This is a genomic window from Streptomyces sp. NPDC001902, from assembly GCF_042891295.1.
Classification (GTDB): domain Bacteria; phylum Actinomycetota; class Actinomycetes; order Streptomycetales; family Streptomycetaceae; genus Actinacidiphila.
Map to the genome: position 1 here is coordinate 126,461 of NZ_JBIATA010000012.1, position 25,650 is coordinate 152,110.

Annotated in this window: 21 protein-coding genes and 1 tRNA gene; 12 read left to right on the forward strand and 10 right to left on the reverse strand. The window is 72.7% G+C overall.

Annotated elements, in window-relative coordinates; all coding sequences use genetic code 11:
* Positions 1-227: 227 nt before the first annotated feature.
* Positions 228-2,807, reverse strand: coding sequence for an ABC transporter permease (locus ACFYYN_RS20900; protein ID WP_500547025.1), 2,580 nt, complete (start codon positions 2,805-2,807; stop codon positions 228-230).
* Positions 2,804-3,592: an ABC transporter ATP-binding protein gene (locus tag ACFYYN_RS20905; protein WP_499512247.1), complete on the reverse strand. Its 789-nt coding sequence runs from the start codon at positions 3,590-3,592 to the stop codon at positions 2,804-2,806. The genes ACFYYN_RS20900 and ACFYYN_RS20905 overlap by 4 nt, the downstream gene beginning before the upstream one ends.
* A gap of 368 nt (positions 3,593-3,960) precedes the next feature.
* Between ACFYYN_RS20905 and ACFYYN_RS20910 the strand changes: the two genes are divergently transcribed.
* Positions 3,961-5,445: an MFS transporter gene (locus ACFYYN_RS20910; protein WP_500328694.1), complete on the forward strand. Its 1,485-nt coding sequence runs from the start codon at positions 3,961-3,963 to the stop codon at positions 5,443-5,445.
* A 105-nt stretch (positions 5,446-5,550) separates the two neighbouring features.
* Positions 5,551-6,033, forward strand: coding sequence for a Uma2 family endonuclease (locus tag ACFYYN_RS20915; protein WP_500547026.1), 483 nt, complete (start codon positions 5,551-5,553; stop codon positions 6,031-6,033).
* Here ACFYYN_RS20915 and ACFYYN_RS20920 read toward each other — a convergent pair.
* The 4 genes from ACFYYN_RS20920 to ACFYYN_RS20935 all read right to left on the reverse strand — a co-directional run bounded on the left by ACFYYN_RS20920 (position 6,018) and on the right by ACFYYN_RS20935 (position 11,105).
* Positions 6,018-6,980: a DivIVA domain-containing protein gene (locus ACFYYN_RS20920; RefSeq protein ID WP_500547027.1), complete on the reverse strand. Its 963-nt coding sequence runs from the start codon at positions 6,978-6,980 to the stop codon at positions 6,018-6,020. The genes ACFYYN_RS20915 and ACFYYN_RS20920 overlap by 16 nt on opposite strands.
* Positions 6,981-7,069: 89 nt before the next feature.
* Positions 7,070-9,466, reverse strand: coding sequence for an SUKH-4 family immunity protein (locus tag ACFYYN_RS20925; RefSeq protein ID WP_500547028.1), 2,397 nt, complete (start codon positions 9,464-9,466; stop codon positions 7,070-7,072).
* An 8-nt stretch (positions 9,467-9,474) separates the two neighbouring features.
* A complete protein-coding gene (locus ACFYYN_RS20930; protein WP_499512252.1) occupies positions 9,475-10,461 on the reverse strand; it encodes an HNH endonuclease in 987 nt (328 codons plus the stop codon).
* 77 nt (positions 10,462-10,538) lie between these two features.
* Entirely contained in the window at positions 10,539-11,105 is a 567-nt protein-coding gene (locus ACFYYN_RS20935) for a hypothetical protein (protein WP_500547029.1), read from the reverse strand.
* Between the two features lie 312 nt (positions 11,106-11,417).
* On the opposite strand from ACFYYN_RS20935, the gene ACFYYN_RS20940 reads away from it, so the two are divergent.
* Positions 11,418-11,912 (forward strand): YwqJ-related putative deaminase, encoded by a 495-nt coding sequence (locus ACFYYN_RS20940; protein ID WP_500547030.1) that lies wholly within the window; start codon positions 11,418-11,420, stop codon positions 11,910-11,912.
* Positions 11,909-12,388, forward strand: coding sequence for an SUKH-3 domain-containing protein (locus tag ACFYYN_RS20945; protein ID WP_499512255.1), 480 nt, complete (start codon positions 11,909-11,911; stop codon positions 12,386-12,388). The genes ACFYYN_RS20940 and ACFYYN_RS20945 overlap by 4 nt, the downstream gene beginning before the upstream one ends.
* Before the next feature lie 297 nt (positions 12,389-12,685).
* Here ACFYYN_RS20945 and ACFYYN_RS20950 read toward each other — a convergent pair whose 3' ends face one another.
* Positions 12,686-13,366: a TetR/AcrR family transcriptional regulator gene (locus tag ACFYYN_RS20950; protein WP_500547105.1), complete on the reverse strand. Its 681-nt coding sequence runs from the start codon at positions 13,364-13,366 to the stop codon at positions 12,686-12,688.
* Positions 13,367-13,467: 101 nt separating this feature from the next.
* Between ACFYYN_RS20950 and ACFYYN_RS20955 the strand changes: the two genes are divergently transcribed.
* Positions 13,468-14,433: an NAD(P)-dependent alcohol dehydrogenase gene (locus tag ACFYYN_RS20955; RefSeq protein WP_500547031.1), complete on the forward strand. Its 966-nt coding sequence runs from the start codon at positions 13,468-13,470 to the stop codon at positions 14,431-14,433.
* A gap of 244 nt (positions 14,434-14,677) precedes the next feature.
* Here the strand turns inward: ACFYYN_RS20955 and ACFYYN_RS20960 are convergent, their stop codons facing one another.
* Positions 14,678-16,027 carry a sensor histidine kinase gene (locus tag ACFYYN_RS20960; protein ID WP_500547032.1) on the reverse strand — a complete coding sequence of 450 codons (1,350 nt, stop codon included), beginning with the start codon at positions 16,025-16,027 and terminating at the stop codon, positions 14,678-14,680.
* Positions 16,028-16,166: 139 nt separating this feature from the next.
* Here ACFYYN_RS20960 and ppc point away from each other — a divergent pair, with 139 nt between their 5' ends.
* Positions 16,167-18,896, forward strand: a complete 2,730-nt coding sequence (ppc, locus tag ACFYYN_RS20965) for a phosphoenolpyruvate carboxylase (protein ID WP_500547033.1) — start codon at positions 16,167-16,169, stop codon at positions 18,894-18,896.
* Positions 18,897-18,982: 86 nt separating this feature from the next.
* On the opposite strand, the gene ACFYYN_RS20970 is transcribed toward ppc, so the two are convergent.
* On the reverse strand, positions 18,983-19,585 hold the full coding sequence (locus ACFYYN_RS20970; protein ID WP_018559808.1) for a TetR/AcrR family transcriptional regulator: 603 nt from the start codon (positions 19,583-19,585) through the stop codon (positions 18,983-18,985).
* 76 nt (positions 19,586-19,661) lie between these two features.
* Positions 19,662-20,651 carry an acyl-CoA desaturase gene (locus ACFYYN_RS20975; protein WP_500547034.1) on the reverse strand — a complete coding sequence of 330 codons (990 nt, stop codon included), beginning with the start codon at positions 20,649-20,651 and terminating at the stop codon, positions 19,662-19,664.
* Between the two features lie 245 nt (positions 20,652-20,896).
* Here ACFYYN_RS20975 and ACFYYN_RS20980 point away from each other — a divergent pair.
* From ACFYYN_RS20980 to ACFYYN_RS21005, 6 genes are all read left to right on the forward strand, one after another.
* A tRNA-Gln gene (locus ACFYYN_RS20980) sits at positions 20,897-20,967 on the forward strand.
* Positions 20,968-21,074: 107 nt separating this feature from the next.
* Positions 21,075-22,514: a bifunctional UDP-N-acetylglucosamine diphosphorylase/glucosamine-1-phosphate N-acetyltransferase GlmU gene (glmU, locus tag ACFYYN_RS20985; RefSeq protein ID WP_500547035.1), complete on the forward strand. Its 1,440-nt coding sequence runs from the start codon at positions 21,075-21,077 to the stop codon at positions 22,512-22,514.
* Positions 22,515-22,653: 139 nt separating this feature from the next.
* A complete protein-coding gene (locus ACFYYN_RS20990) occupies positions 22,654-23,631 on the forward strand; it encodes a ribose-phosphate diphosphokinase (RefSeq protein WP_329187428.1) in 978 nt (325 codons plus the stop codon).
* Between the two features lie 187 nt (positions 23,632-23,818).
* The gene (locus tag ACFYYN_RS20995; protein ID WP_499512260.1) at positions 23,819-24,427 is read left to right on the forward strand and encodes a 50S ribosomal protein L25/general stress protein Ctc; all 609 of its coding nucleotides are present in this window, start codon (positions 23,819-23,821) and stop codon (positions 24,425-24,427) included.
* 69 nt (positions 24,428-24,496) lie between these two features.
* Entirely contained in the window at positions 24,497-25,099 is a 603-nt protein-coding gene (gene pth, locus ACFYYN_RS21000; protein ID WP_500368946.1) for an aminoacyl-tRNA hydrolase, read from the forward strand.
* Between the two features lie 48 nt (positions 25,100-25,147).
* Positions 25,148-25,642 (forward strand): hypothetical protein, encoded by a 495-nt coding sequence (locus ACFYYN_RS21005; RefSeq protein WP_499512262.1) that lies wholly within the window; start codon positions 25,148-25,150, stop codon positions 25,640-25,642.
* Positions 25,643-25,650 lie beyond the last annotated feature (8 nt).

The window sequence follows — 25,650 nt, forward strand, 5'->3', positions numbered from 1 at the left end:
GCAACGCGAACAGCCCGACGCGTCGAACGAGCCGGGGTGTCCCAGCGTACGACGCTCCGCGGACACCCGGCGCCGCGACCGGTCCGGGGTCGTTTGCGCGCGGGCCCCCGGGGTGGCCGTGGGGGGTGCTCCCACCCGGGTGGACGCCCGCCGCAGGCGCAAACAAGCCGCACACGGCGACGGCCCCGGGGCGCACGAGGCGCACCCGGGGCCATGGGCCGCAAGGCCTACTCCGTGGCGATCGCGCCGAGCACGTTCATCCGCCCCGCCCGGAACGCCGGCACCAGCGCCGCGACGAGTCCGACGAAGGCCGAGCCGATGAAGACGGTGATGATCGTCGGCCAGGGGATCTCCAGGATCCCGAGCCCCTGGAGCGCCAGCAGCTGCTGGGCCGAGGCGCCCCAGCCCATGCCGAGGCCGAGGCCGAGCACCGCGCCGAAGAGGGCGATGACGATCGACTCCAGGCGGATCATGCGCCGCAGCTGCCGCCGCGACATGCCGATCGCCCGCATGAGGCCGATCTCCCGGGTGCGCTCCACCACCGACAGGGCGAGGGTGTTCACGACGCCCAGGATCGCGACGATGATCGCCAGGGCCAGCAGGCCGTAGATCAGGTTGAGCAGCTGGCCGATCTGGTCCTTGAGCAGCTGCTTGTAGTCGGCCTGGTTGCGGACCTGGACCTGCGGGAAGTCGTGCAGCGCCTTCTTCAGCCCGGCGTAGGCCGCGTCCTGCTGCCCGTCCTTGGCGGCGGCGAACATGATGTCGTTGATCGGCATCCGGTCGGCCGGCACGTAGCGCGCCGCGGTCGTGATGTTGGTGTACATCGCGCCCTGGTCGAAGACGGTGTCCGCCGAGGTGATGGCGGCGACCGTCAGTGTGGCGGTCTCGCCGTGCGCGAAGCGGACGGCGAGCTCGTCCCCGAGCTTGACCTTGTGCTTGTCGGCGAAGTTCTCGCCGACCGACATCGCGTTGGTGCCGTAGGCGGCCGACAGCTCGCCGGCGACCGTCTTGACCTGGAGGTCCTGGGCGTACGTCGGGTCCGCGGCGGACAGGGAGGTGTCGGACACCGACCCGTCGGGGGCGGTGAGCTTGACGTCGAGGGACTTGTAGTCGGTGACGTGGGCGAGGTGCGGCGCGGCCTTGATGGCCCGCTCGATCTGCGGGGTGATCGGCTGGCCGCTGTCGGAGGCGATGATGAAGTCCGCGCCGACCGACTTGTCGAGCTGGTCGGTCGCCGAGGCCACCATGGAGGAGCCGACCACCGACAGTCCGGCGACGAGCGCGAGGCCGATCATGAGGGCGGCGGCGGTGGCGCCGGTGCGCCGGGGGTTGCGCAGCGCGTTGCGCTCGGCGAGGCGGCCGACCGGGCCGAAGGCCCGCAGGACGCCCGCGCTGATCACCCGGACGACGACGCCGGCGAGCAGAGGCCCGACGACCACGAAGCCGACCAGGGTGAGCAGGATGCCGAGGCCGAGGAACATCGAGCCGTCCGCGGCCTTGGTGGCCTGCACGGCGGCGAACAGGGTTGCGGTGCCCGCGAGGGTGAGGACCAGCCCGATCGCGGCGCGCACCTTGCCCGCCCGGCCGTCGGCGGGGGTGCCGGCGTCGCGCAGCGCGGCCATCGGGGAGACCTTGCCGGCCCGCCGGGCGGGCAGGTAGGCGGCGAGGACGGTGACCACGACGCCGAGGACGAGCCCGATGACCGGGGTGGAGGCCTTGACCGTCAGGGACGAGGTGTCGAGGTTCATGCCCGCGCTGCCCATGAGCTTCATGAGCAGGACGGCGAGCCCGACGCCGCCGCCGATGCCGAGCACGGAGCCCACCACGCCGAGCAGCAGCGCCTCCACCAGCACCGAGCGGTTGACCTGGCGGCGGCTGGCGCCGATGGCCCGCATGAGGCCGATCTCCCGGGTGCGCTGGGCGACCAGCATCGAGAAGGTGTTGACGATCAGGAAGATGCCGACGAGGACGGCGATCCCGGCGAAGCCGAGCATCGCGTACTTGATGACGTCGAGGAAGCCGCCGATGTCCTTCTGGTTCTCGGCGGTCCACTCGGCCTGGGTCTGCACCTTGTAGCCGGCGGTGGAGCCGAGGGCGGCGGTGACGTTCTTCTTCAGCTGGTCGTCGCTGACCCCGGCCTTCGCGGTCAGGCCGACGCTGCTGAAGACGTCCTTGGCGCCGAGCACCTTGGTCTGGGTGGTGGAGGTGTCGAAGTAGAAGATCGCCGCACCGGGGTTGGTGACCTTGAAGGTGGCGATGCCGCTGATCCGGGCGTGGAACTCGCCGGGGATGGCGATGACGCGCAGTTCGTCGCCCAGTTCGAGGTGCTTCTTGTCGGCGGTGTCGGCGTCGACCATCACCTCGGTGGGGCCGCGCGGGGCGTGGCCGGAGGTGACGTCCACCGAACGCAGCTCCGTGGAGTCCCAGTTGGTGGCGATGGTGGGAGCGCCGGAGGTCGGGCCGAGGTTCTCGCCGGCGGCGTCGGTGACGGTCAGGGTCTGGCTGTTGGCCTCGCCCGTCGCGGACTTGACGCCTTCGACGTCCTTCAGCCGCGCGACCGTGGCGGCCGGCACGGTGGCCGCCTTGGTGGTCATCTGCATCTCGTCGTCGCTGGGCGCGCCCTTGGGCGTGACCGTGACGTCCGACGCGGTGGCGGCGAAGAGCTTGTCGAAGGTGGAGGTCATGGTGTCGGTGAAGACGAGCGTGCCGCAGACGAAGCCCACCGACAGCAAAACGGCGATGGCGGACAGCGCCATGCGGCCCTTGTGCGCGACGAAGTTGCGCATCGAGGTCTTGACGACGGTCACGAGGTCCTCCCGCGGGCGTCGAAGTCCTTCATGCGCTCCAGGACGGAGTCGGCCGTCGGGTCGCGCATCTCGTCGACGATCCGGCCGTCGGCGAGGTAGAGGACGCGGTCGGCGTAGGAGGCGGCGACCGGGTCGTGCGTCACCATGACGATGGTCTGGCCGAGTTCGTCGACCGAGCGGCGCAGGAAGCCGAGGATCTCGGCGCCGGCGCGCGAGTCGAGGTTGCCGGTCGGTTCGTCACCGAAGATGATCTCCGGCCGGGCGGCGAGGGCGCGGGCCACCGCGACGCGCTGCTGCTGACCGCCGGAGAGCTGGCCGGGCCGGTGCTTGAGGCGGCCGGCCAGGCCGACGGTCTCCACGACCCGCTGCAGCCACTGGGGGTCGGCCTTGCGGCCGGCGATGTCCATGGGCAGGGTGATGTTCTCGGCCGCGTTCAGGGTCGGCAGCAGGTTGAAGGCCTGGAAGATGAAGCCGATCTTGTCCCGCCGCAGCTGGGTGAGCTTCTTGTCCTTCAGCTTGGTGATCTCGGTCTCACCGACCCAGATCCGTCCGTCGGTCACGGTGTCGAGACCGGCGAGGCAGTGCATCAGGGTCGACTTGCCGGAGCCGGAGGGCCCCATGATCGCGGTGAAGCGGCCGCGGTCGATGTCGACGTCGACCGCGTCCAGGGCCACGACCCGGGTCTCGCCCGAGCCGTACGCCTTGGTGACCTGACGGGCCCGGGCGGCCACGGCCGTACGTTCTCCGCTGCCCCCGGACTTGGGAATCGATACTGCCGTTGTCACTGGACTGCTCCTGTTCGAGTGGTCGTCGCCGCCGTTTCGGGGCGGGCTGCGTCGCGTACCAAGACTGGCTTCGGGGAGGGGGCCGGGACGATGGTGCGGGTCTCCGTATCGGCCCGGGGGTTAGCCCCACCAGAAGGCTAGGGAGCCCAGGAGGGCTCCCTCGTCCTCCGCCGGTACGAACCGGGGGTAGGAGAAAGTCCGGTGGGACCCCTAGGGGGACTGCACCTTTCGGCGGACCCGGCTCGGGGTCGAGCCTGCACCCTCCGGCCGCGGGAGGTTCAAGCCCTGCCGTCCGGCCTGCGGGAACCCCCTGTGCGCGCGGGGGCCCGGCATGAAATCGTGTGTCGTACACACAACCAGGGGGTCCCGTGGAGCGCACCGAGCAGACCGCGACCGCAGCCGCCACCGCTTCCGGGACGGGGCCGCAGCGGCGCGGCCCGGTGGTCGCCGCGCTGATGATGGCCATGGCGCTGGCGGCGATGGACTCCACGATCATCTCCACCGCGGTGCCGCAGATCGTCGGCGAGCTGGGCGGCTTCTCCGTCTTCTCCTGGCTCTTCTCCGGCTACCTGCTCGCGGTCACGGTGACCCTCCCGGTCTACGGCAAGCTCGCCGACACCTTCGGCCGCAAGCCCGTGCTGCTGACCGGCATCGGGATCTTCCTGCTCGGTTCCGTGCTGTGCGCCGGGGCGTGGAACATGGCCGGCCTGATCGCCTTCCGCATCGTGCAGGGGCTCGGCGGCGGCGCCATCCAGGGGACCGTGCAGACGATCGCCGGCGACCTGTACCCGCTCAAGGAGCGCGGCCGCATCCAGGCGGCGATCTCCACAGTCTGGGCCGTCTCCGCCGTCCTCGGGCCGCTGTGCGGCGGGCTGTTCGCCGGCTACGCCAGCTGGCGCTGGATCTTCCTGATCAACCTGCCCGTCGGGGCGGTCGCGCTCCTGCTCATCTCCCGTCATCTGCGCGAGCGGGTCGGCGAGCGGACCCGGCACCGCGTGGACTGGCCCGGCGCGCTGCTGCTCTTCCTCTCCGGCGGGCTGCTGATCACCGGCCTCGTGCAGGGCGGGCCCGCCCGGTGGTGGCTGCTCGGCGGCAGCCTCGTCCTGGGCGCCCTCACCGTGTGGGCCGAGCGCCGGGCCGCCGAGCCGATCATCCCCGGCTGGGTCTGGCGGCGCCGGGTGATCGTCGCCGTCAACCTGGCCCTCGGCATGCTCGGCGTCCTCATGGTGGCCCCGACGGTCTTCCTCCCCACGTACGCCCAGACCGTGCTCGGGCTCGGGCCGATAGCGGCGGGCTTCGTGCTGTCGGTGATGACGCTCAGCTGGCCGCTGTCCGCCGCGCTCAGCAACCGCGTCTACCTGCGCATCGGCTTCCGCAACACCGCCGCCCTGGGCATGGCGGCCGCCACCGTCGTCCTCGTCGTACTGGTGCTGCTCCCGTACGCCGGTCCCGCCTGGCAGCCCACCCTGGTGATGCTGCTGCTCGGTGCCGCCCTCGGGCTCTTCCAGCTCCCCCTGATCGTCGGCGTGCAGTCCACCGTCCCGTGGAGCGAACGGGCCACCGCCACCTCGTCGATCCTCTTCTGCCGCCAGGTCGGCCAGAGCGTCGGCGCGGCCGTCTTCGGTGCCGTCGCCAACGCCACCCTCGCCTCCCGCCTGCACGGCTCGGGCACCGACCTCGACTCCATCGCCGGCGCCGCGCACATCGACGACCACGTGCGCCGCGCCGTCGCGGCGGCGGTCAACCACGTGTACGCCGGCGCGGCCGTCGCGGCGGTCCTGTCCCTGGCCGCCGTCCTCCTGGTGGCGCCCCGACGCTTCCCGGTCCTGGAGGAGGACCCGGCGGTACGGTGACGCCGTGGACGCGAAGACCTACGCGCGCATGCGGGCCATCGCCGACGAGTTGATGGAGCGCGAGGACACCTGGGCCGTGGAGATCGGCGAGGGCGTCATCACGAGATGATGCCGCCGGTCAACCGGCACGAGCTGATCGCCCTGCGGCTGCGGCGGCAGATCGAGCGGCAGATGGCCGACGATCCGGACTGGGCCGGTCACGTGGCCCACAGCGGTCCCGAGGTCGAGGCGCCCGCCATAGGGCGCATGCGCCGCCCCGACCTCGTCGTCGTACCGGAACAGGTCCTCGACACCCCTGGTTTCCTCGACCCCGGCGACGTCGCGCTGGTGGCCGAAATTGCCGCCACGTCCAACCCGGGGAACGACTACCGCGAGAAGACCCGGGACAACCCCGCCATGGGCATCCCGCTCTACCTGATCATCGACCCGCGCGACAAGACTCTGGCCGTCCTCTCCGATCCGGGGCCGGCGCCCGGCGACGACGGCCCCCGTTACCGGGCGCGCCACGACTACGCCTTCGGGGACGCCGTCCCCGTGGGGCCGTGGGTCCTGGACAGCGGGGAGTTCCCCGCCTACGACGGTTCCTGATCGTCCCCGGGTGAGGGGGAGGGCACGTCGGGGGCGGCGGGGCCCGGTTCCTCCTCGGCGTCGGGGGCCTCGCGGCCGGTGAGGGCGGCGAGGCTGCCACGGACGTGGGCGAGGTGCTCGCGGATCTCCTCCCGGCGGACCTCGTGCTCGCGCAGTTCGCGTTCGGCGGCCAGACGGATGCGCTCCTCCCGCACCCTGGCCTGGGCGAGGAGCTCCGCGGCAGCGGCGTCGGCCTCCTCCTGGCGACGCCGCGCGGCCTCCTCCGTCTCCGCCAGGGCCCGGCGGGCGTCGTCCACCATGGCCTCGGCGTACGAGGTGAGTTCGGCGAGGCGCGAGTCGACCCCGGCCTCGCCCTCCGCGAGTTCGTGCTCCTGGGTGTCGAAGCGCTCGCGGTGCTCCTTCTCCAGTTCGGCGAGCGCCTGTTCGCCCTCCCGCCGCGCGGCGTCGAGCTCCCGGGCGACCTCGTCCCGCAGCAGGCCGGTCTCGTCGCGGGCCTCGCCGAGCATGCGCCCGGCATCGGCACGGGCCTGCTCCAGCACCTGCTCGGCCTGCTCGTCCGCGGTGCCGCGGCGGGCGTGGGCGGCCGCGCGGGCCTCGTCCATGAGCGTGCGGCGGGCGGCCGCGGCCGCGTCGTGCGCGTGCCGGGCCTCCTCCTCGGCCTGTTCGCGTACGGAGGCCGCCTCCTCCTCGACCAGCCGCAGCAGGTCCAGTGCGCCCTTCCCGAGGGATTCGTAGGTGGGCGGCGAGAGCGTGGAGACCGCCTCGCGCAGCGCGGCGCACTCCGCGGTCATCTCGTTGGCCAGGACGGTGAGCCGCGCGGCACGCTCCCAGGCAGCGTCGCGGTCCTCGGACAGCTCCTCCAGGAAGCGGTCGACCTGTTCGGTGCGGTACCCGCGGCCACGGACGGTGGCGAAGCCGTGGCCACCGCGGGGGTGTGCCGTACTCATACCCCCATTCTCGGGGATTTGCCGGATTTACCCATAACGCGACACTCCGACCGGTCCGCAGACCGGCCGGAGCGACGCCGTACGGGGACCTAGAGCATCCCGTCCCACATCTGCTCGATCAGCACCGGCCACCAGTGCTCGGGCGACGCCACCGCCGCCGGGTCGAGCGCGGCCAGCTGGTTCTGGAAGTCGACCGTCCAGCGGCCCGCCTGCTCGGGCGTCAGGCCGAGCCGCCAGCGCCACATCTTCCCGAGCAGTGCCAGGCAGCGGACGAACTCCGGCAGGCTGGAGTTGACGAACTGCGGCACGGGAGCCGTACCGCCCGGCCCGGCCTCCAGCGGCACCGCGACGATGTGCGCCGTGCCGTACTGCACGCACAGCTGGCGGCCGAAGTCATTGCCCATCACCAGGTACGAGCCCGCGTCCGGGGCCGGCTGCACGCCGCGCTCGGCCGCCAGCTCCGCCAGGGTCGGCACCGGCCGCCCCGGCTGGGCCTGCGCCCAGAAGAACGGCCCGAAGTCCACCGGCAGCCCGGACCAGGTGAGCGTCTGGGCGACGAGGTCCGGCACGCCCTGCCGGGCGACCGCCCGCTGGTCGAAGCGGAACACGCCCTGCGGCCCGAAGGACTGCGCCAGTTCCTGCCCGATCGCGTCCAGCGGGATCGGGGGGACCCGCTGGACCTGGTGCTGCTCGGGCAGCGGCACCCGGTGCGGGTGCGCGTGCGCCGGGGCACTCGCCACCTGGTGCAGCTCGCCGAGGTGCGTCAGCAGGTGCTGCACGCCCGCGCGACGGCTCGCGTGGTCCTTGCCGTAGGGGGCGGTACTGCTGATCCGCACCTGGGGCCAGGTCTCGCGGATCATCCGGGCGCAGTAGCCGCCCGGCAGGTCGCACGACTCCAGCTCCGTGTGCAGCTCCAGCACCGCCTGCGGCGGCACGCCGAGGGCGCGCAGCTCGTGCAGGATCTGCCACTCCGGGTGCGGCGTGCCGGGTGCGGAGCGGCGCATCAGCTGCTGTTCCGAGCCGTCCTGCGCGCGGTAGCGGAGCACGGCCAGGTAGCCCGGGCCGACCGTGGGCACCCCGGTGGGCGGCTGCGGCTGGGCCTGCGGCTGCTGGGGGTAGCCGTACGCCGGGGGCTGCGGCGGCGCCGCGACCGGACCGGGCGGCGGCGGGGGCGGGGGCGGTGCCGACGCCCCGGCGGCGCCGTCCGGGCGGGACAGCATCGTCGCGGCCTGGTGCACGTCCCCGGCCGCCGGCTGCGGCGGTACGGGCGGACCGGGCCGGTCGTTCGCGGGGAGCGCCTGCACCAGCTGCGTGGGCACGTACCCGGCGGCCGGGGTGCCGGGCACGCCCGGACCGGGCGGCGGCGCGGGCGGTCCGGGCGGGCCGGCCTTCGAGGTCTCGGCGGCGGACACGTCGGCGGCGCCGCGGCCGGGACCGGGCGGCGGCGGGGGCGGCGGAGGCGGGCCGTCCGGGCGGGACAGCATCGTCGCGGCGTGGTGCACGTCCCCGGGGGCGGGCCTGGCGGGGGTGGACGGCACGGGCGGCGGCGGGGGCGGGCCCTGCTGGGCCACCGGCGGCGGGGGCGGCGGGGCCACGGCCGGACCGCCGAACGGGGAGGGCGGGGGCCCCGGCGGCGGGGGCGTGGACGAGCCGCCCGGGTAGCCGTAGGCGCCGGGCCCGGGAGCCGGTGGGGGCGGCGGAGGCGGGGGCGGCGTGCCGGCGCCGGGGTGGCCGTAACCGCCCTGCGCCTGGGGCCGCGGCAGCGGCGTCCCGGCCTCCGCCACACCGGGCAGCCGCTCGGTGCTGGCGTCGGCGCTCGTCATCGGCGGCGGGGTGTGGGCGTCGTCCGAGTCGCTGATCGGCGGCGCGTAGACGGTCGCCGGCGGCGGCACGGACGCCCCCGCGCCCTGGCTGTCGTTGGCGTCCCGCCACGCGGCGGGCGGCGGGGTGGGCGCGCCGCCGTACGGGGTCGGCATCGGCGGGGTCGGGGTCGGGACGTACGGCTGGGTGGGCGTGGCGGGACCGGGCGTGCTGACCGGGGCCGGGGCGCGCGGCGGTGTGGGGACGGTGTCGGACAGGGCGCCGTCCGGAACGTCACGGCGGTCGGGGATGCCGAGCCGGTCGGCGGCGTCCTGCAGCCACTGCGGCGGGCTCAGCAGGAAGGACGTCGCCTCCAGGTCGATCCGCCGGGGCCGCTCCGGCACGGCGTCCGCGACCGCGCCGGCCGCGGCCCCGTAGATCTCCTCCCAGCGGCGGATGATCTCGCCCACGGGCAGCGCGGGCCAGAGCGTGGCGTCGCCACTGTCCCGGGCGATGACGATGCGGGTCTCCCCGTCGTCCGAGGTCGGACCGCCGTCCCTCGGCTCGGACCAGACCACGAAGCCCCGGTCGAACTCGCGCACCTGCACCTCACGTGCGAGGTAGGCCGGGACGTCGGCGTTGATCCACCGCTCGGCGCGTTCCTGCGCCTCCGCGAACGTGACCATGTCCTGCCTCACCCCTCCACCGGGACGGCGCGGGCGAAGCCGCCGTCCACCATCAGGTTCGCCACCGTCTCCAGCTCCGGCGGGTCGCCGGCGAGCGCGGCGAGGAAGGCGTCGAAGTCCTCGCCGCAGGGCAGCAGCAGCCCGGTGACCCGCTCCTCGGTGGAACCGAAGGCGCCGTCGGCGTCCCGCACGTCGTCGTACGGGCACAGCCACATGGAACCCAGGTCGGCGCCGCGCGCCTTCACGGCGAGCACACCGCCCTGGACGTAGGAGATCGCCAGGTAGTCCTTGGTGAGGTGGTCCCGCAGGCACTTGTTGACGTAGCCGAGGTCGTTGGCCGCCGCCTCGTCCCGCACGGTGAAGAAGGGCTGGTCGACCAGGAGTCCCAGCATGGGCAGCAGGGCCACACCGCGCGGTGCGCTGCCGCCCGCCGCCTTGAGGAAGGTGCGGTACGCGCCGGGCAGCCGGTAGCCGAGCTCCTCCTCGACGTCCCGGACCTGCTGCTCGGTGACGGCGACCCCGTCCTTGCGCACGCCGAAGTGGACCGGCCGGGTCTCCTGGAGCGGCCGGGTGCCGCGCTTGTCGTGGTCGGCGGAGGCGGTGGTGGCCAGGCCTCCGTGGTGCCGCAGCAACGACTTGACCTCGGCGGGGATCAGCTCCAGACGGCGGCTGCCGGCGACGTGGTGCCAGCTCCACCCGTGCGGCGTGGCGACGGGGGACAGGCTGCCCCACAACTCGTGACCGGCGGCGTGCTGCGCGGCGTTGGCCGACACGTAGTCGGTCAGCCGGAGTTCGTCGATGCCGAAGCCGTCCGGCGGTTCGGCGATCTCGGCCGCCGCGCGGGCGTACGGCGAGAAGTCGGGGAAGCCGCGCTCGTCCACGCGTACGCCCTGCGGGTGGCGGGCGCGCCGCACCGGGTCCGGGAAGTGCACGATCTGACCGGCGTAAGCCGCGTTCGGTGGCGCGGCCCGATACCCGGGCCGACCTGTCGTCATTGCCGATGCCCCCATGCTGGATCCGGTGTTGGGCACAGCCTATGGGGTGTGGCAAGAGTCGCTTGAGCTGGTTCCGGTCACGACTGGACGGCGGCCGCGGCGAGTTTCCCGTGCTGGGCGCGCGCGACGGCCAGGGGCGGTCCCCCCGGGTCACCGGACGGCCTGACCGTGACGTACGTGGCCGTGCTGCCCCCGGTGCGCACGACGGTGACGGTGGCGGTGCCTCGCGTGGCGTCGGCGGTGTCGGTCATCACGTAGGCGACCGCCTCGTCGCCCACCGCGGGGGCCCGCGCGGGACGGACGGCGAAGTGCCGGGCGCCTCCCTCCCCGTCCGTCGTCCCGAAGGAACGGCACTGCCTCAGGGCGGCGGTGATCCCGGCGACGACCTCGCCCGCCTCGCCGGGCCGGTGGGCGGCGAGCAGCAGCAGGTCCAGCCCGCCGTCACCGCCGAGCGCCCCGCGCGTGGTGACGGCGGCCGTCACCTGGGCCGTGCGCGGCCGGACGGGGCGGCTGCTCACGGGGTCGGACAGGGGACGGCACCCGGGCCGGTCCGCGGTCAGCGACTCCTCGGGGACGGGCACGCCCGCGCCGCCCGTCACCACGTAGCCGGGCACATCGGCGGAGGTGATCAGCGCCGCCTTCAACCGGGCTGCGGTGAGCGTGCGTTGTGCCCCTCCCGTGGAGGCCGTGGTCGAATCCCGGCCGTTCTCCGTGGGCTTGGCCCCTCTCCCGTCCGACCCGGCGCTACTATCCGTACAACCAATGGCCAACGCAAGGAGCGCCACTGCGGCAGCACACCGGACGACGATACGCATCTCCCCACAGTGCCGTGACATCCGGCACAAAGTAAACCTCTCACCTCACAACCGACTTCCGTAACGCCTTGTCCGTTTGGCAGTCTTACGCACATAGGGGGACGTCCTCGACGCGAGGACGGATCGGAGGGCCGTACGAAGATGCTGACGAGAGACGCCGCGGATCCGCGGCTCAACTGGGGAGCCGACGAAGCGCCCGCGCCACCGTCGCTGCGCCACCGGCGCGACGGGATCCTGCCGGCCGTCGCCGCCGCGCTGTCCGTCAAGGACGAGGTCCTCACCTGCACCGGCGCCAAGGCGGACCAGCCGCCCCCGCTCCACCCGCTCGTCCAGGACGTCCTCGACGCCCTCCCCGTCGCCCAGCGTGAGCGCTTCACCGGGCGATGTCCCGAGCCGGTGCTGCTGTCCCGCCACCTCACCACCGTCGACGGCGCCCGCAGCAAGCGCGCCGCGCGCAAGCCGCTCACGAACGGCGAGGCCCGCAAGGCCCTCAAGGGCGCCAAGCTCACCGCCCGCCGCATACGCGAGGACGGCGACCCCGCCCACGGCACCTACGCCCCGCCCTGCCGCTCCTGCGAGGCGCTGCTCGCGCACTTCGGCGTCCGCGCCTTCGACCCGGGAGCCGACGCCGAATGAACTCGACCCGCTTCCCCGTCGGCGTCGACGTGGCCCTGCGCGCCGCCGGCTGGCAGCCCGGCCGCTGGGACATCCGGCAGGCCGAGGTCTGGGCCGACACGCTCCGCGCCTACGTCTCCCCCGGCGGCCACCGCCACAGCGTCTTCCCCGCCGCCGTAGAGGCCTGGGCCGAGTTCGGCGGCCTCACCGTGCCGGCCGTCACCTCCCCCGGCCGCCACGTCGCACCCAGCACGGTCCGCGTCGACCCGCTCCACGGGCTGCACCTCGCGCGCACCCTCGGCGACCTCGGCAGCGCGCTCGACACGGAGGTCGCACCGCTCGGGGAGGAGTCCGCGGGCCACGGGCAGCTCGCGATCGACGCCGAGGGGCGCGTCTACTGCCTCGACCACACCGGCGACTACTACCTGGGCCCGACCATCGACGCGGCCCTCGGCGCCCTCACGACGGGCTCCCGCCCCCACCGCCTCACGACCTGACCGCGCCGCCGGGTCGTTGCGTTTGCGGTGCCCCTTGCGGCCGGTTGTTGTGTGCGGGTGCGTTGCGCCTGCGGCGGGCATCCCCACCCTCCCGCCCGATTGCCCGGCGCGTCGCCTCAACCGGCAGGAGGGGGTGTGGCGGAGTGCCCCCTTGGGGGTCCCCCCGGCCGAAGCCTGGGGGCGTACCCCGGCGCGGCACCGACTCCACAACGACCCCGCGAGGCCCGCACCGCTAGGGCCTGTTGCGAAAGTGGAGTCATCGGACTGGATGTGCCCTGCGGCAGGTACCGTTTCCCGTCAGGCTCTCGGGGGCCGCTGCCCCTGGGGACCGTCAGTTGCGATCGGGAGGCTGCGCAGTGTCAGGGCAGCCGGCGGGGGCAGCGGACCGTTGGCCGTGTCGGTGCGGAACGACTGGAGCAGATAGGCCACCAGGCGCCGGGACGCTGCACCATCATCCGGTAGGGCGTTCACCAGACCGCAGTGTGCCAACAGGACCACGGCGAGGTCGGAAGGGTGAAAATCGGCCCGCAGCGCGCCCGACGCCTGGGCCCTGCGTACCAGGGTCGTGAAGTCCCGCTCGGCTCGTTGCCGGGACTGCGCGTGTTCCGAGGTGCTTTCCGGGAAGGCCGCGACGAACGCGGCCGGGAACCCGCGTTCCTCCCGTTGCAGAGCGCAGACCGTCTCGACCAGCTGCTGGAAGCCTTGCCACGGGTCAGGGGCGGCCAGAGCCTCGGTGAGCGCCCGCGCGCAGGTCTCCATCTGCTGCGCGAACGCGCCTCCCACCAGGGCGTCCCGGGTCGGGAAATGCCGGTACAGCGTCGCCACGCCGACCCCGGCCCGTCGGGCCACGGTCGCCATCGGGGCGTCGATTCCGCGCTCCGCAAAGACCGCACGGGCGGCGACGAGGAGGCGCTCCCGGTTGCGCCGGGCGTCCGCCCGCACCTCGTCCCGGGGGGTGATCCGAGAGGATTCCGCCATCACTGTCTCTCGCTTCCGGTCCAAGCGGACGATTGCGTCCACTTAAGAGTTTACGGTCGATGCCAGATCCCTGTAGGGCCCCCGGCGGCAAAGGCAGAACGATGAAGGACCGCATGATGAAGGCAGTGCTCTACGACCGCTATGGCGGCCCCGATGTGCTCTATACGGGCCGCGTGCCACGCCCCGAGCCGGCCCCCGGCGAGGTCCTTGTGAAGGTGCGCGCGTTCAGCGTCAACGGCGGCGAACTGGCAGCCCGTGCCGGCCGTCTCCGCCTGCTGAGCGGCCGGAATTTCCCCAAGCGCGTCGGCTTGGACTTCACCGGCGAGGTCGCCGCGCTGGGTGCCGGAGTCACACGGTTCACGGCCGGCGACCGCGTATGGGGGGTCTTGGGCCGCACCGCCGGGTTCGGCAGCGCCGCCGAGTACGTGACCGTGCCCGCCGAGCGGGTCGGCCGGCTCCCCGACGGCCTTGACCTGGTGGACGCCGCCGCGCTGCCGGTGGCCACCACGGCCATCACCGCGCTGCGGGACAAAGCCGGGCTGCGCCCCGGCGAACGACTCCTCGTCCGGGGCGCGGCGGGCGGTGTCGGCAACGCCGCCGTCCAGCTCGCACGGGCGTACGGCGCCGAGGTCACGGCCCTGGCCCGTGCAGCCAACCTCGACTTCGTCCGCGGGCTCGGCGCGCACAAGGCCATCGACCACCGGACCGTGCGGCCGGCGGAACTGGGCCGCTTCGACGTGGTCCTGGACACCGCGGGGACCGACCTGCGGGCCTTCCGGCGCCTACTGAATCCGGGCGGGCGCATGGTCACCATCGCCTTCGACCTGAAACGGCCTGCGGCGTCGCTCGGCTACCTCGCGGTCAGCGCGGTCCACGGACACGGCCGGGTGCGTTTCTTCAGCGGCAACCCCACGCGGGCGGACTTCGACGACCTCGCCCGCCATGTGGTCGAGGGCAAGCTGAGCCCCGCGGTGGACACGGTCTTCCCCCTGGAGGAGACAGCAGCGGCACACCGGGCGCTGGAGGCGGGCGGCGTCCAGGGCAAGTACGTGGTCAGGGTCGCGTAGGACGTCTGTGGAGGTGCTGATCACAGCCACTCGTCGATGGCAGCGATGATGGATGGGGTGACAAGGCGGTTCGGGGTTGCCGCAGGTGCCTTACTCACCCCCACCGGGGCCGTCGTGCGCCCCAACCCGTGGGAGGGGGTGTGGCGGGATGCGCCCATGAGGGGAGGGCGGGGAAACCGCCCGCCGCAGGCGCAACGAACCCGCACACAACAACGGGCCGCAAGGGGCACCCCGGGCCGTACCGCTACGCGGGAAGCATCGCGGAGACGCGGAACCCGCCTTCGTGGGTCGTGCCGGCGGCGAACCCCCCGCCGAGCGCCGTGACGCGCTCCTTCATGCCGACCAGCCCGTTGCCGCCGCTGGGCAGCACCAGCGCGGGCGCCCCGTCGGAGGGGCCGTTCTGCACCAGGACCGCGACCTCCGCCTCGCGGTAGGCGAGGCGGATGCGGGCCCACGCGCCGGGCGCGTGCTTGTGGACGTTGGTGAGCGCCTCCTGCACGACGCGGTAGACCGTGGCCTCGACCCGCGCCGCCAGCGGACGCTCCTCCCCCTCCACCGTGAGCTCGACGTCCATCCCGGTGGCCCGCGACTCGTCGAGCAGCCGCCTGAGCTCGGCCAGGCACGGCCCCTGCTCGTCCTCCGTCTCGGCGTCCCCGGCCGCGGCCGCGGGCGGGGACGGGGCGGGCGCAATCGTTTCCGCAGCGGCCACGACACGGACCGCCGCACCCGCCGACGCCGCCCGCGCCGCCGTCACCGGCTCCGCCCGCAGGACGCCCAGCATCTCGCGCAGTTCGTTGAGCGCCTGCCGCCCCATGTCCCCGAGGAGCTGCGCGCTGGCCGAGGCCTTCTCGGGGTCCTTGACGGCGATCGCCTGCAGCGCGGCCGCGTGCACGACCATGAGGCTCACCCGGTGTGCGACGACGTCGTGCATCTCGCGCGCGATGCGGGTGCGCTCCTCCATGCGGGCACGCTCCGCGGAGCTCGTGGCCGTCTCGGCCAGCAGGGACAGCTCCCGCTCCAGGCCGTCCGCCCGTTCCCGCAGGCTCTCCACGAGCCGGCGCCGGGCGCCGACGTACAGGCCCAGCAGCACCGGCGGCGCGGTGACGCCGACCGCCGCGAGCACGGAGGTGAGGACGACCACGGCCAGCGGCGCGTGGTACGCCGCGCCGCCGAGGTCACCGTGCATCTCCAGGAAGGTGACGATCAGCATGCCGAGCATGGTCATCCCCGACAGCACCGCGATGATCCGCCGCGGTACGTCGGAGGCGGCCAGGGTGTAGAGCCCCACGATGCTCAGCAGGATGCCCATCTGGGCCGGCGTGACGGCGATGGAGACCAGGACGACCAGGACCGGCCAGCGCCTGCGGAGCACCAGCACCGAGCCGACCAGCAGGCCGAACAGACCCGTGACGACCGGCGAGACCCCGGACTTCTCGGCGAAGGCCGCGCCTTCCAGGAGGCATTCCACGGCCGAGACGAAGGCCAGGGACACGTCGAGCACCATGCTGCGCCGCCTGGGCCACCACCACGGCCCGGCGACCACCCGGCTTCGTCCGCCGGCCCCGTCCGGTACGTACTCCCCCGTCGTACTCATACGGACCAGCCTAGACGCGACGGTGTCCGCCTGGCGGTCAGCCCCGGTCCGTGGGCCGGCCCCGACCTATCCTTGTGCCGTCGGACAGCGCGGTCCGGACAATGCCGCCGACCATTCCACTGCACGAGGAGCCGCACCTGTGAGCAGCGCCGACAACACCACCGGCAGCGCCCCCCTCCGCGCGGACATCCGCCGCCTGGGAGACCTCCTCGGCGGGACGCTCGTCCGGCAGGAGGGCCCGGAGCTCCTCGATCTCGTCGAGAGGGTGCGGGCGCTGACCCGCAGCGACGGCGAGGCCGCCGCCGCCCTGCTCGGCGAGACCGATCTGGAGACCGCGGCCAAGCTGGTACGGGCGTTCTCCACCTACTTCCACCTCGCCAACGTCACCGAGCAGGTGCACCGGGGCCGTGAGCTGCGTTCCCGCAGGGCGGCCGACGGCGGGCTGCTGGCCCGTACGGCCGACCTGCTCAAGGACGCCGACCCGGAGCACCTGCGGCAGACCGTGCGCAACCTCAACGTGCGTCCGGTCTTCACCGCCCACCCGACCGAGGCGGCCCGCCGCAGCGTGCTGAACAAGCTGCGGGTGATCGCCGCGCTGCTGGACGAGTCCGTCGAGGGGGGCGGGGACCGCCGCCGCAGCGACCTGCGTCTGGCGGAGAACATCGACCTGCTCTGGCAGACCGACGAACTGCGTGTCGTGCGCCCCGAGCCCGCCGACGAGGCGCGCAACGCCATCTACTACCTGGACGAGCTGCACGCGGGCGCGGTCGGCGACGTGTTGGAGGACCTGGCGGTCGAGCTGGAGCGGGTCGGTGTGCCGCTGCCCGCGGAGACCCGCCCGCTGACCTTCGGCACCTGGATCGGCGGCGACCGGGACGGCAACCCCAACGTCACCCCGCAGGTCACCTGGGACGTGCTGATCCTGCAGCACGAGCACGGCATCACCGACGCCCTGGAGCTGGTCGACGACCTGCGCGCGGCGCTGTCCAACTCGATCCGCAACTCGGGCGCCTCGCCCGAGCTGCTGGCCGACCTGGAGCAGGACCTGCAGCGCCTCCCGGAGATCAGCCCCCGCTACAAGCGGCTGAACGCGGAGGAGCCCTACCGCCTCAAGGCCACCTGCATCCGGCAGAAGCTGCTCAACACCCGGGAGCGGCTGGCCGGCGGCACGCCGCACGTGCCCGGCCGCGACTACCTCGGGACCGGCGGCCTCCTGGCCGACCTGCGTCTGGTGCAGGACTCGCTGCGCGCCAACCGCGGTGAGCTGATCGCGGACGGCCGTCTGGACCGCACCATCCGCACGCTGGCCGCCTTCGGTCTGCAGCTGGCCACGATGGACGTCCGCGAGCACGCCGACGCCCACCACCACGCCCTCGGCCAGCTCTTCGACCGGCTCGGCGAGGAGTCCTGGCGGTACGCGGACATGCCGCGGGACTACCGGCGCAGGCTGCTCGCCAAGGAGTTGCGCTCGCGGCGGCCGCTGGCGCCGTCCCCGGCGCCGCTGGACGCGGCGGGGGCGAAGACGCTGGGCGTCTTCGACACCGTGCGGGAGTCCTTCGAGCGGTTCGGGCCCGAGGTGGTCGAGTCGTACATCATCTCGATGTGCCTGGGCTCCGACGACGTCTTCGCGGCGGCGGTGCTGGCCCGCGAGGCCGGGCTGATCGACCTGCACGCGGGGATCGCCAAGATCGGCATCGTGCCGCTGCTGGAGACCACCGACGAGCTGAAGGTCGCCGACAGGCTGCTCGACGAGATGCTCTCCGACCCCTCGTACCGCAAGCTCGTCTCGCTCCGCGGCGACGTGCAGGAGGTCATGCTCGGCTACAGCGACAGCTCCAAGTTCGGCGGCATCACCACCTCGCAGTGGGAGATCCACCGGGCGCAGCGGAGCCTGCGTGACGTGGCGCACCGCCACGGGGTGCGGCTGCGGCTCTTCCACGGCCGCGGCGGCACCGTCGGCCGGGGCGGCGGCCCGACGCACGACGCGATCCTGGCGCAGCCGTGGGGCACGCTGGAGGGCGAGATCAAGGTGACCGAGCAGGGCGAGGTCATCTCCGACAAGTACCTGATCCCGTCCCTGGCGCGGGAGAACCTGGAGCTGACGGTCGCGGCCACGCTGCAGGCCTCGGCGCTGCACACCGCGCCCCGCCAGTCCGAGGAGGCGCTGTCCCGCTGGGACGCGGCCATGGACGTGGTCTCCGACGCCGCGCACTCCGCTTACCGGCGGCTGGTGGAGGACCCGGACCTGCCCGCGTACTTCTTCGCCTCCACCCCCGTGGACCAGCTGGCCGAGCTGCACCTGGGCTCGCGCCCCTCGCGCCGCCCGGACAGCGGGGCGGGCCTGGACGGGCTGCGGGCCATCCCGTGGGTGTTCGGCTGGACGCAGTCGCGGCAGATCGTGCCGGGCTGGTTCGGCGTCGGCTCGGGCCTGAGGGCCGCCCGCGAGGCGGGCCGGGAGGCGGACATCGCCGAGGCGTACGAGCAGTGGCACTTCTTCCGGAACTTCCTGTCCAACGTCGAGATGACGCTGGCCAAGACCGACCTGCGGATCGCCGAGCACTACGTCGGCACCCTGGTGCCCGACGGGCTCAAGCACGTCTTCGACGTCATCAAGGCCGAGCACGAGCTGACGGTCGCCGAGGTGCTGCGGATCACCGGTGAGGCGGAGCTGCTGGACGCGCAGCCGGTGCTCCAGCAGACCTTCCGGATCCGGGACGCCTACCTCGACCCGATCTCCTACCTCCAGGTGGCGCTGCTGCGCCGGCAGCGCGAGGCCGCCGCCCGCGGCGAGGAGCCCGACCCGCTGCTCGCCCGCGCGCTGCTGCTGACGGTGAACGGCGTGGCGGCCGGCCTGCGCAACACCGGCTGACCACCTGCCGCAGGACACGACGAAGGGCGGTGCCCCCGCGCGGGGGCACCGCCCTTCGTCCTGTGCGTACGGAGCGGGGCGCGGCGTCAGTTCTTGCGGTGGCCGATCAGCCGCGGCCTGGGCTCGAGCCCGGACAGGCCGTTCCAGGACAGGTTCACCAGGTGCGCGGCGACCTCCGCCTTCTTGGGCTTCTGGGCGTCCAGCCACCACTGCCCGGTGAGCGCCACCATCCCGACCAGCGCCTGCGCGTAGAGCGGGGCGAGCTTGGCGTCGAAGCCGCGCTGCTTGAACTCCATGCCCAGGATGTCCTCCACCTGGGTGGCGATGTCGCTGATCAGTGAGGCGAAGGTGCCGGTGGACTGGGCGACGGGCGAGTCCCGTACGAGGATCCGGAAGCCGTCGGTGTACTGCTCGATGTAGTCCAGCAGCGCGAAGGCCGCCTGTTCCAGCAGTTCGCGCGGATGGCCACCGGTGAGGGCACCGGTGACCATGTCCAGCAGGCACCGCATCTCGCGGTCCACGACGACGGCGTAGAGGCCCTCCTTGCCGCCGAAGTGCTCGTACACGACGGGCTTGGAGACGCCCGCCTTGTGCGCGATCTCCTCGACGGAGGTGCCCTCGAAACCGCGTTCGGCGAAGAGCGTGCGCCCCACGTCGAGGAGTTGCTCGCGGCGCTCCTTGCCCGTCATGCGGACCCGTCGGGCACGCCGCGACGGCGTGCCCTCGCTGCCCCTGCTGCTGCTTCTGCCGTCGCTCACCCGTCAATCATGCCGCTTCGCTGACGCTCTCCTTACGGCGGGCGGCGATGCGGTCAGCGGTCGGCCACCGTACGTCACTGGCCCACCCGAGCAGTTCGAACCAGCGGATGATGCGGGCGCTGGAGTCGACCTGGCCGCGGAGCACGCCGTGCCGGGCGGAGGTGGGGTCGGCGTGGTGGAGGTTGTGCCAGGACTCGCCGCAGGACAGCACGGCCAGCCACCAGACGTTGCCGGACTTGTCGCGGGAGCGGAAGGGCCGCTTGCCGACCGCGTGGCAGATCGAGTTGATCGACCAGGTGACGTGGTGCAGCAGGGCCACACGGACCAGGGAGCCCCAGAAGAAGGCGGTGGCGGCGCCGGTCCACGACATCGTCGCCAGGCCGCCGATCAGCGGCGGGAGCAGCAGCGAGACGGAGGTCCAGAGCCAGAAGTCACGGCTGATCCGGCGGATCGCCGGGTCCTTGATCAGATCGGGGGCGTACTTGTACTGGGGGGTCTGCTCCTCGTCGAACAACCAGCCCATGTGGGCCCACCACAGGCCCTTCATCAGCGCGGGGACGGTCTCGCCGTAGCGCCAGGGGCTGTGCGGGTCGCCGTCGGCGTCGGAGAACTTGTGGTGCTTGCGGTGGTCGGCGACCCACCGCACGATCGGTCCCTCGACGGCCATCGACCCGGCGATGGCCAGGGCGATCTTCAGCGGGCGGTTGGCCTTGAAGGAGCCGTGGGTGAAGTGGCGGTGGAAGCCGATGGTGATGCCGTGACAGCCGAGGTAGTACATCCCCACCATCAGGCCGAGGTCGAGCCAGCTCAGGCCCCATCCCCACGCGAGCGGGATCGCCGCGACGAGGGCGAGGAAGGGGATGCCGATGAAGAGTCCGAGGGTGATCTGCTCGAGTGACTGCTTCTTGTCACCACCGAGCGTGGCGCGGGGAAGCGGGGCCCCGGAGCCGGCCCCGGGTTCCGGGGACTCGGTGATCACGTCGGTCTGTGTGGTCATGGTGGTCCCTCAATGAAGGTCGGGGGCTACGCCACCGTAACTTACGGCTTCGTAAGTATGGCAGGGCTAAGTGAAGGCCGGACAGAGCACGCGTGTCGGCGGGAATACGGCTCTTGACACTTGTACCCACCTTTCACGAGGGGAAGTACCGATCTTTCTCGTCGCATTGGAGGCCGCCGGTGCGGCATAGTGGTGGAGGCCAGACGGGCACCCTGACCGGATGTCCTGTCCGGCCGGGGTTTCCTTCCGCTGTGGTGTAACGGCAGCACTGAGGGTTTTGGTCCCTTAAGTCCGGGTTCGAATCCTGGCAGCGGAGCACTGACCGAAGGGTCGCGGCAACCGTCGCGACCCTTCCGCGTTCCCCGCCCGAAACGCCCCGGTATCCTTCGGGTGACCTTCACCCCACGCCGAGGAGTCCGTTCCGTGAGCGCCCACCGCCCGGCCGCCGTCATCGTCCTTGCCGCGGGTGAGGGCACCCGTATGAAGTCGGCGACCCCCAAAGTCCTGCACACGATCAGCGGCCGCTCCCTGGTCGGACACGTCGTGGCCGCGGCCCGCGCCCTGGAGCCCGAGCACCTGCTGGTCGTGGTCGGTCACGCCCGCGAGCAGGTGACCGCCCACCTGGCCGGGACCGACGCCGCGGTCCGCACCGCCGTGCAGTACGAGCAGAACGGCACCGGCCACGCGGTCCGGGCGGGCCTGGCGGAACTCCCGGAGCTGACCGGCACGGTGGTCATCACCGCCGGCGACACCCCGCTGCTCACCCCGGACACCCTGCGCACGCTGGTCGAGGCCCACGCCGCCGACGGCAACGCCGTCACCGTGCTGACCGCCGAGGTCCCCGACCCGACCGGCTACGGCCGCATCGTGCGCGACGCCGACGGCTCGGTGCTGGCGATCGTCGAGCAGAAGGACGCCACCGACGAGCAGCGGGCCATCCCCGAGATCAACTCCGGGGTGTTCGCCTTCGACGCGCAGTTGCTGACCGACGCGCTGGCCAAGGTGACCACCGACAACGCCCAGGGCGAGGAGTACCTCACCGACACCCTCGGCATCCTGCGCGAGGCCGGCCACCGCGTCGGCGCCTCGGTCGCCGGGGACCACCGCGAGATCGCCGGCATCAACAACCGCGTGCAGCTCGCCGAGGCCCGCCGCATCCTCAACGACCGCCTGCTGCACCGGGCGATGCTGGAGGGCGCGACGATCATGGACCCGGCGTCGACCTGGCTGGACGTCACCGTGGAGTTCGAGCCCGACACCCTGGTGCTGCCGAACACCCAGCTGTACGGCGCGACCCGGCTCGCCTCGGGCGCCGTGGTCGGCCCCAACTGCACGCTGACCGACACCCTGGTCGGCCCCGGCGCCACGGTGAGCAACACCGTGGCCGTCAGCGCGGAGATCGGCGAGGCCGCCTCGGTCGGCCCGTACGCCTACCTGCGCCCGGGCGCCAAGCTCGGCCCCAAGGCGAAGGCCGGCACCTACGTCGAGATGAAGAACGCCACCCTCGGCGAGGGCACCAAGGTGCCGCACCTGTCCTACGTCGGCGACGCGACGATCGGCGATCACACGAACATCGGCGCCGCCAGCGTCTTCGTCAACTACGACGGGCAGGCCAAGCACCACACCACGATCGGCTCCCACTGCCGCACCGGCTCCGACAACATGTTCGTGGCCCCCGTCACAGTCGGGGACGGCGCCTACACCGCCGCGGGCTCCGTGATCACCAAGGACGTGCCGGCCGGTTCGCTCGCCGTCGCGCGCGGCCAGCAGCGCAACATCGAGGGCTGGGTGGCCAGGAAGCGGCCCGGCAGCGCGGCGGCCCACGCCGCCGAACAGGCCCAGCAGGCCGCGCCGGAGGCCTGACCGGCGGGGGAGCGCGTGCGGGGTGGCCTTCCCCACGTGCGCGGTCGCGCCACGCAGCGCGTACCGTGTGAGGTGCACACAATTCCGCCAGCTCCCTCACCGAGGGCGAAGCTGCGTTGAACACCAAGGAGACGGTGCAGTGACCGGGATCAAGACGACCGGTGAGAAGAAGCTGATGCTCTTCTCCGGCCGCGCACACCCCGAGCTCGCGGAGGAGGTGGCACGTGAGCTGGGCGTCAACCTTGTGCCGACGAAGGCCTTCGACTTCGCGAACGGTGAGATCTACGTCCGCTTCGAGGAGTCGGCCCGCGGCTCGGACGCTTTCGTCATCCAGAGCCACACCGCTCCCATCAACAAGTGGATCATGGAGCAGCTGATCATGATCGACGCGCTGAAGCGGGCCTCCGCCAAGCGCATCACCGTGGTCGTGCCGTTCTACGGTTACGCCCGCCAGGACAAGAAGCACCGCGGCCGCGAGCCGATCTCGGCCCGCCTCGTGGCCGACCTGATGAAGACCGCGGGCGCCGACCGGATCCTCACGGTCGACCTGCACACCGACCAGATCCAGGGCTTCTTCGACGGCCCGGTCGACCACCTGTTCGCGCTGCCCATACTGGCGGACTACGTGGGCGCCAAGGTCGACCGCTCGAAGCTGACCGTCGTCTCCCCCGACGCCGGCCGGGTGCGCGTGGCCGACCGCTGGTGCGACCGCCTGGGCGCGCCGCTGGCCATCGTCCACAAGCGGCGCGACCCGGACGTCGCCAACCAGGTCACCGTGCACGAGGTGGTCGGTGACGTGCGCGGCCGCATCTGCGTCCTGGTGGACGACATGATCGACACCGGCGGCACCATCTGCGCCGCCGCGGACGCCCTGTTCGCCAACGGCGCGGAGGACGTCATCGTCACCGCCACCCACGGTGTCCTGTCCGGCCCGGCCGCGGACCGGCTGAAGAACTCCAAGGTGAGCGAGTTCGTCTTCACCGACACCCTGCCGACGCCGGGTGAACTGGACCTGGACAAGATCACGGTGCTGTCCATCGCGCCGACGATCGCCAACGCGGTCCGCGAGGTCTTCGAGGACGGCTCCGTGACGAGCCTCTTCGAGGACGCGCACTGATCACCGTCTGATCGATTTCCGGGGCGGCCTCCCCGCCGGGTAGACTCTGCGAGTTGCTCGGCGAGGGAGGCCGTTCCCGTTTCGGCGGCGGACTCCGTTATCGACGCGCTCCTCGTAAGTGGAACGGCCCGTCGTGGGCTGGGCGACCGACCGAAGTCCCGTCGTCATCACGAGGAGTGTGATCCCCATGTCCGAGGTGAAGATCTCCGCGCAGCTGCGCACCGAGTTCGGCAAGGGCGCCGCCCGCCGCATCCGCCGCTCGCACCAGGTCCCCGGTGTCATCTACGGCCACGGCCAGGACCCCAAGCACGTCGCCCTGCCCGGCCACGACCTGCTGCTCGCCCTGCGCACCCCGAACGTCCTGATCAGCCTGGACATCGAGGGTGACGGCAACGAGCTGGTCATCCCCAAGGCCGTGCAGCGCGACCCGCTGAAGGGCTTCCTGGAGCACGTCGACCTGCTCGCGGTCAAGCGCGGCGAGAAGGTCACCGTCGAGATCGTGGTCAACACCGAGGGCGAGCTCGCCCCCGGCGGCAACCTGCTGGAGCACGTGCTCAACGCGCTGCCGGTCGAGGCCGAGGCGACCCACATCCCCGACGGCGTCACCGTCTCCGTCGAGGGCCTGGAGGCCGGTACCTCCATCCTCGCCAAGGACATCCCGCTCCCCAAGGGCACCACCCTGGCCGTCGACGAGGACACCGTCGTCCTGCAGGTCGTCGCCGCCCAGGCCGAGGCTCCCGCCGAAGGCGAGGGTGAGGGCGCCGAGGGCGAGGGCGCCGAGGCCGCTGCCGAGTAAGTACGGCAGCACCCGCAGTTCCCCGTCCGCCGCCCCGCTCCGCAAGGAGCGGGGCGGCGGTCCTGTTGAATGGACGACATGAGCATGAGCGCAGCGGAAAGCGCCCCCGAGGGGCCCTGGCTGGTGGCCGGTCTGGGCAACCCCGGACCGGAGTACGCCGGCAACCGGCACAACATCGGCTTCATGGTCGCCGACCTGCTCGCCGACCGGATCGGCGGGCGCTTCAAGACCCACAAGAGCCGGTCCCAGGTCGTCGAGGGGCGCATCGGCGGCCGCCGCGTCGTGCTGGCCAAGCCGATGACGTACATGAACCTCTCCGGAGGCCCGGTGACGGCGCTGCGCGACTTCTACAAGGTGCCGCTCGGCAACCTCGTCGCGGTCCACGACGAGTTGGACATCGACTACGCCACCCTGCGCCTGAAGAAGGGCGGCGGCGACAACGGCCACAACGGCCTGAAGTCGATCACCAAGTCCCTCGGCCCCGACTACCTGCGGGTCCGCTGCGGCATCGGCCGCCCGCCGGGGCGGATGCAGGTCGCGGACTTCGTCCTGAAGGACTTCTCCTCCACCGAGCGCAAGGAGCTCGAGTGGTTCGTGGACCGGGCGGCCGACGCGGTCGAGTCGCTCGTCTGCGAGGGGCTGGAGAGGGCGCAGGGAACCTACAACGGTTGACCATCGAAAGGTTGACCGAGTGCCATGCAATGGCCAAGGATCGCCCGCATGGTCAAACGGAGTCTCGCCCGCCGCACCGCCGAGAGCGCCTGGGGGCTGCTGCTGGTCGGCCGCATCGTGGTGCTGAGCGCGCTGGTCCTGGTCATGCTGGCGGCCGGGGTGTGGACCTCGTGGAAGACCGCCCAGCACGTCATGCTCACCAAGGGCCGCGAACAGGGCACGATGACGGTCTCCACCTGCGGCGCCGACACCTGCACCGGCCCCTTCGTGCCGGAGGGTCTCGGCTCCCTCCGCGGGAAGGTGACGATCGACAAGGCGGTCACCCACCGCACCGGCGAGCGGATACCGGTCGCGGTCAAGCCCGGCACGGACGACGTGGTGCGCACCGGGCTCGCCGGTGTGCTGCACGCCTGGGTCCCGCTGGGCGGCGCCCTGCTCCTCGCCTCCCTGGTCCTGGCCGGGGGGCTGCGCTGGCCCCGCACCGCCTGGACCGCCGCCCTGGCCGGCGCCGCACTCCTGGGGGCGGCCTTCCTCACGCTGTGACGGCTGTA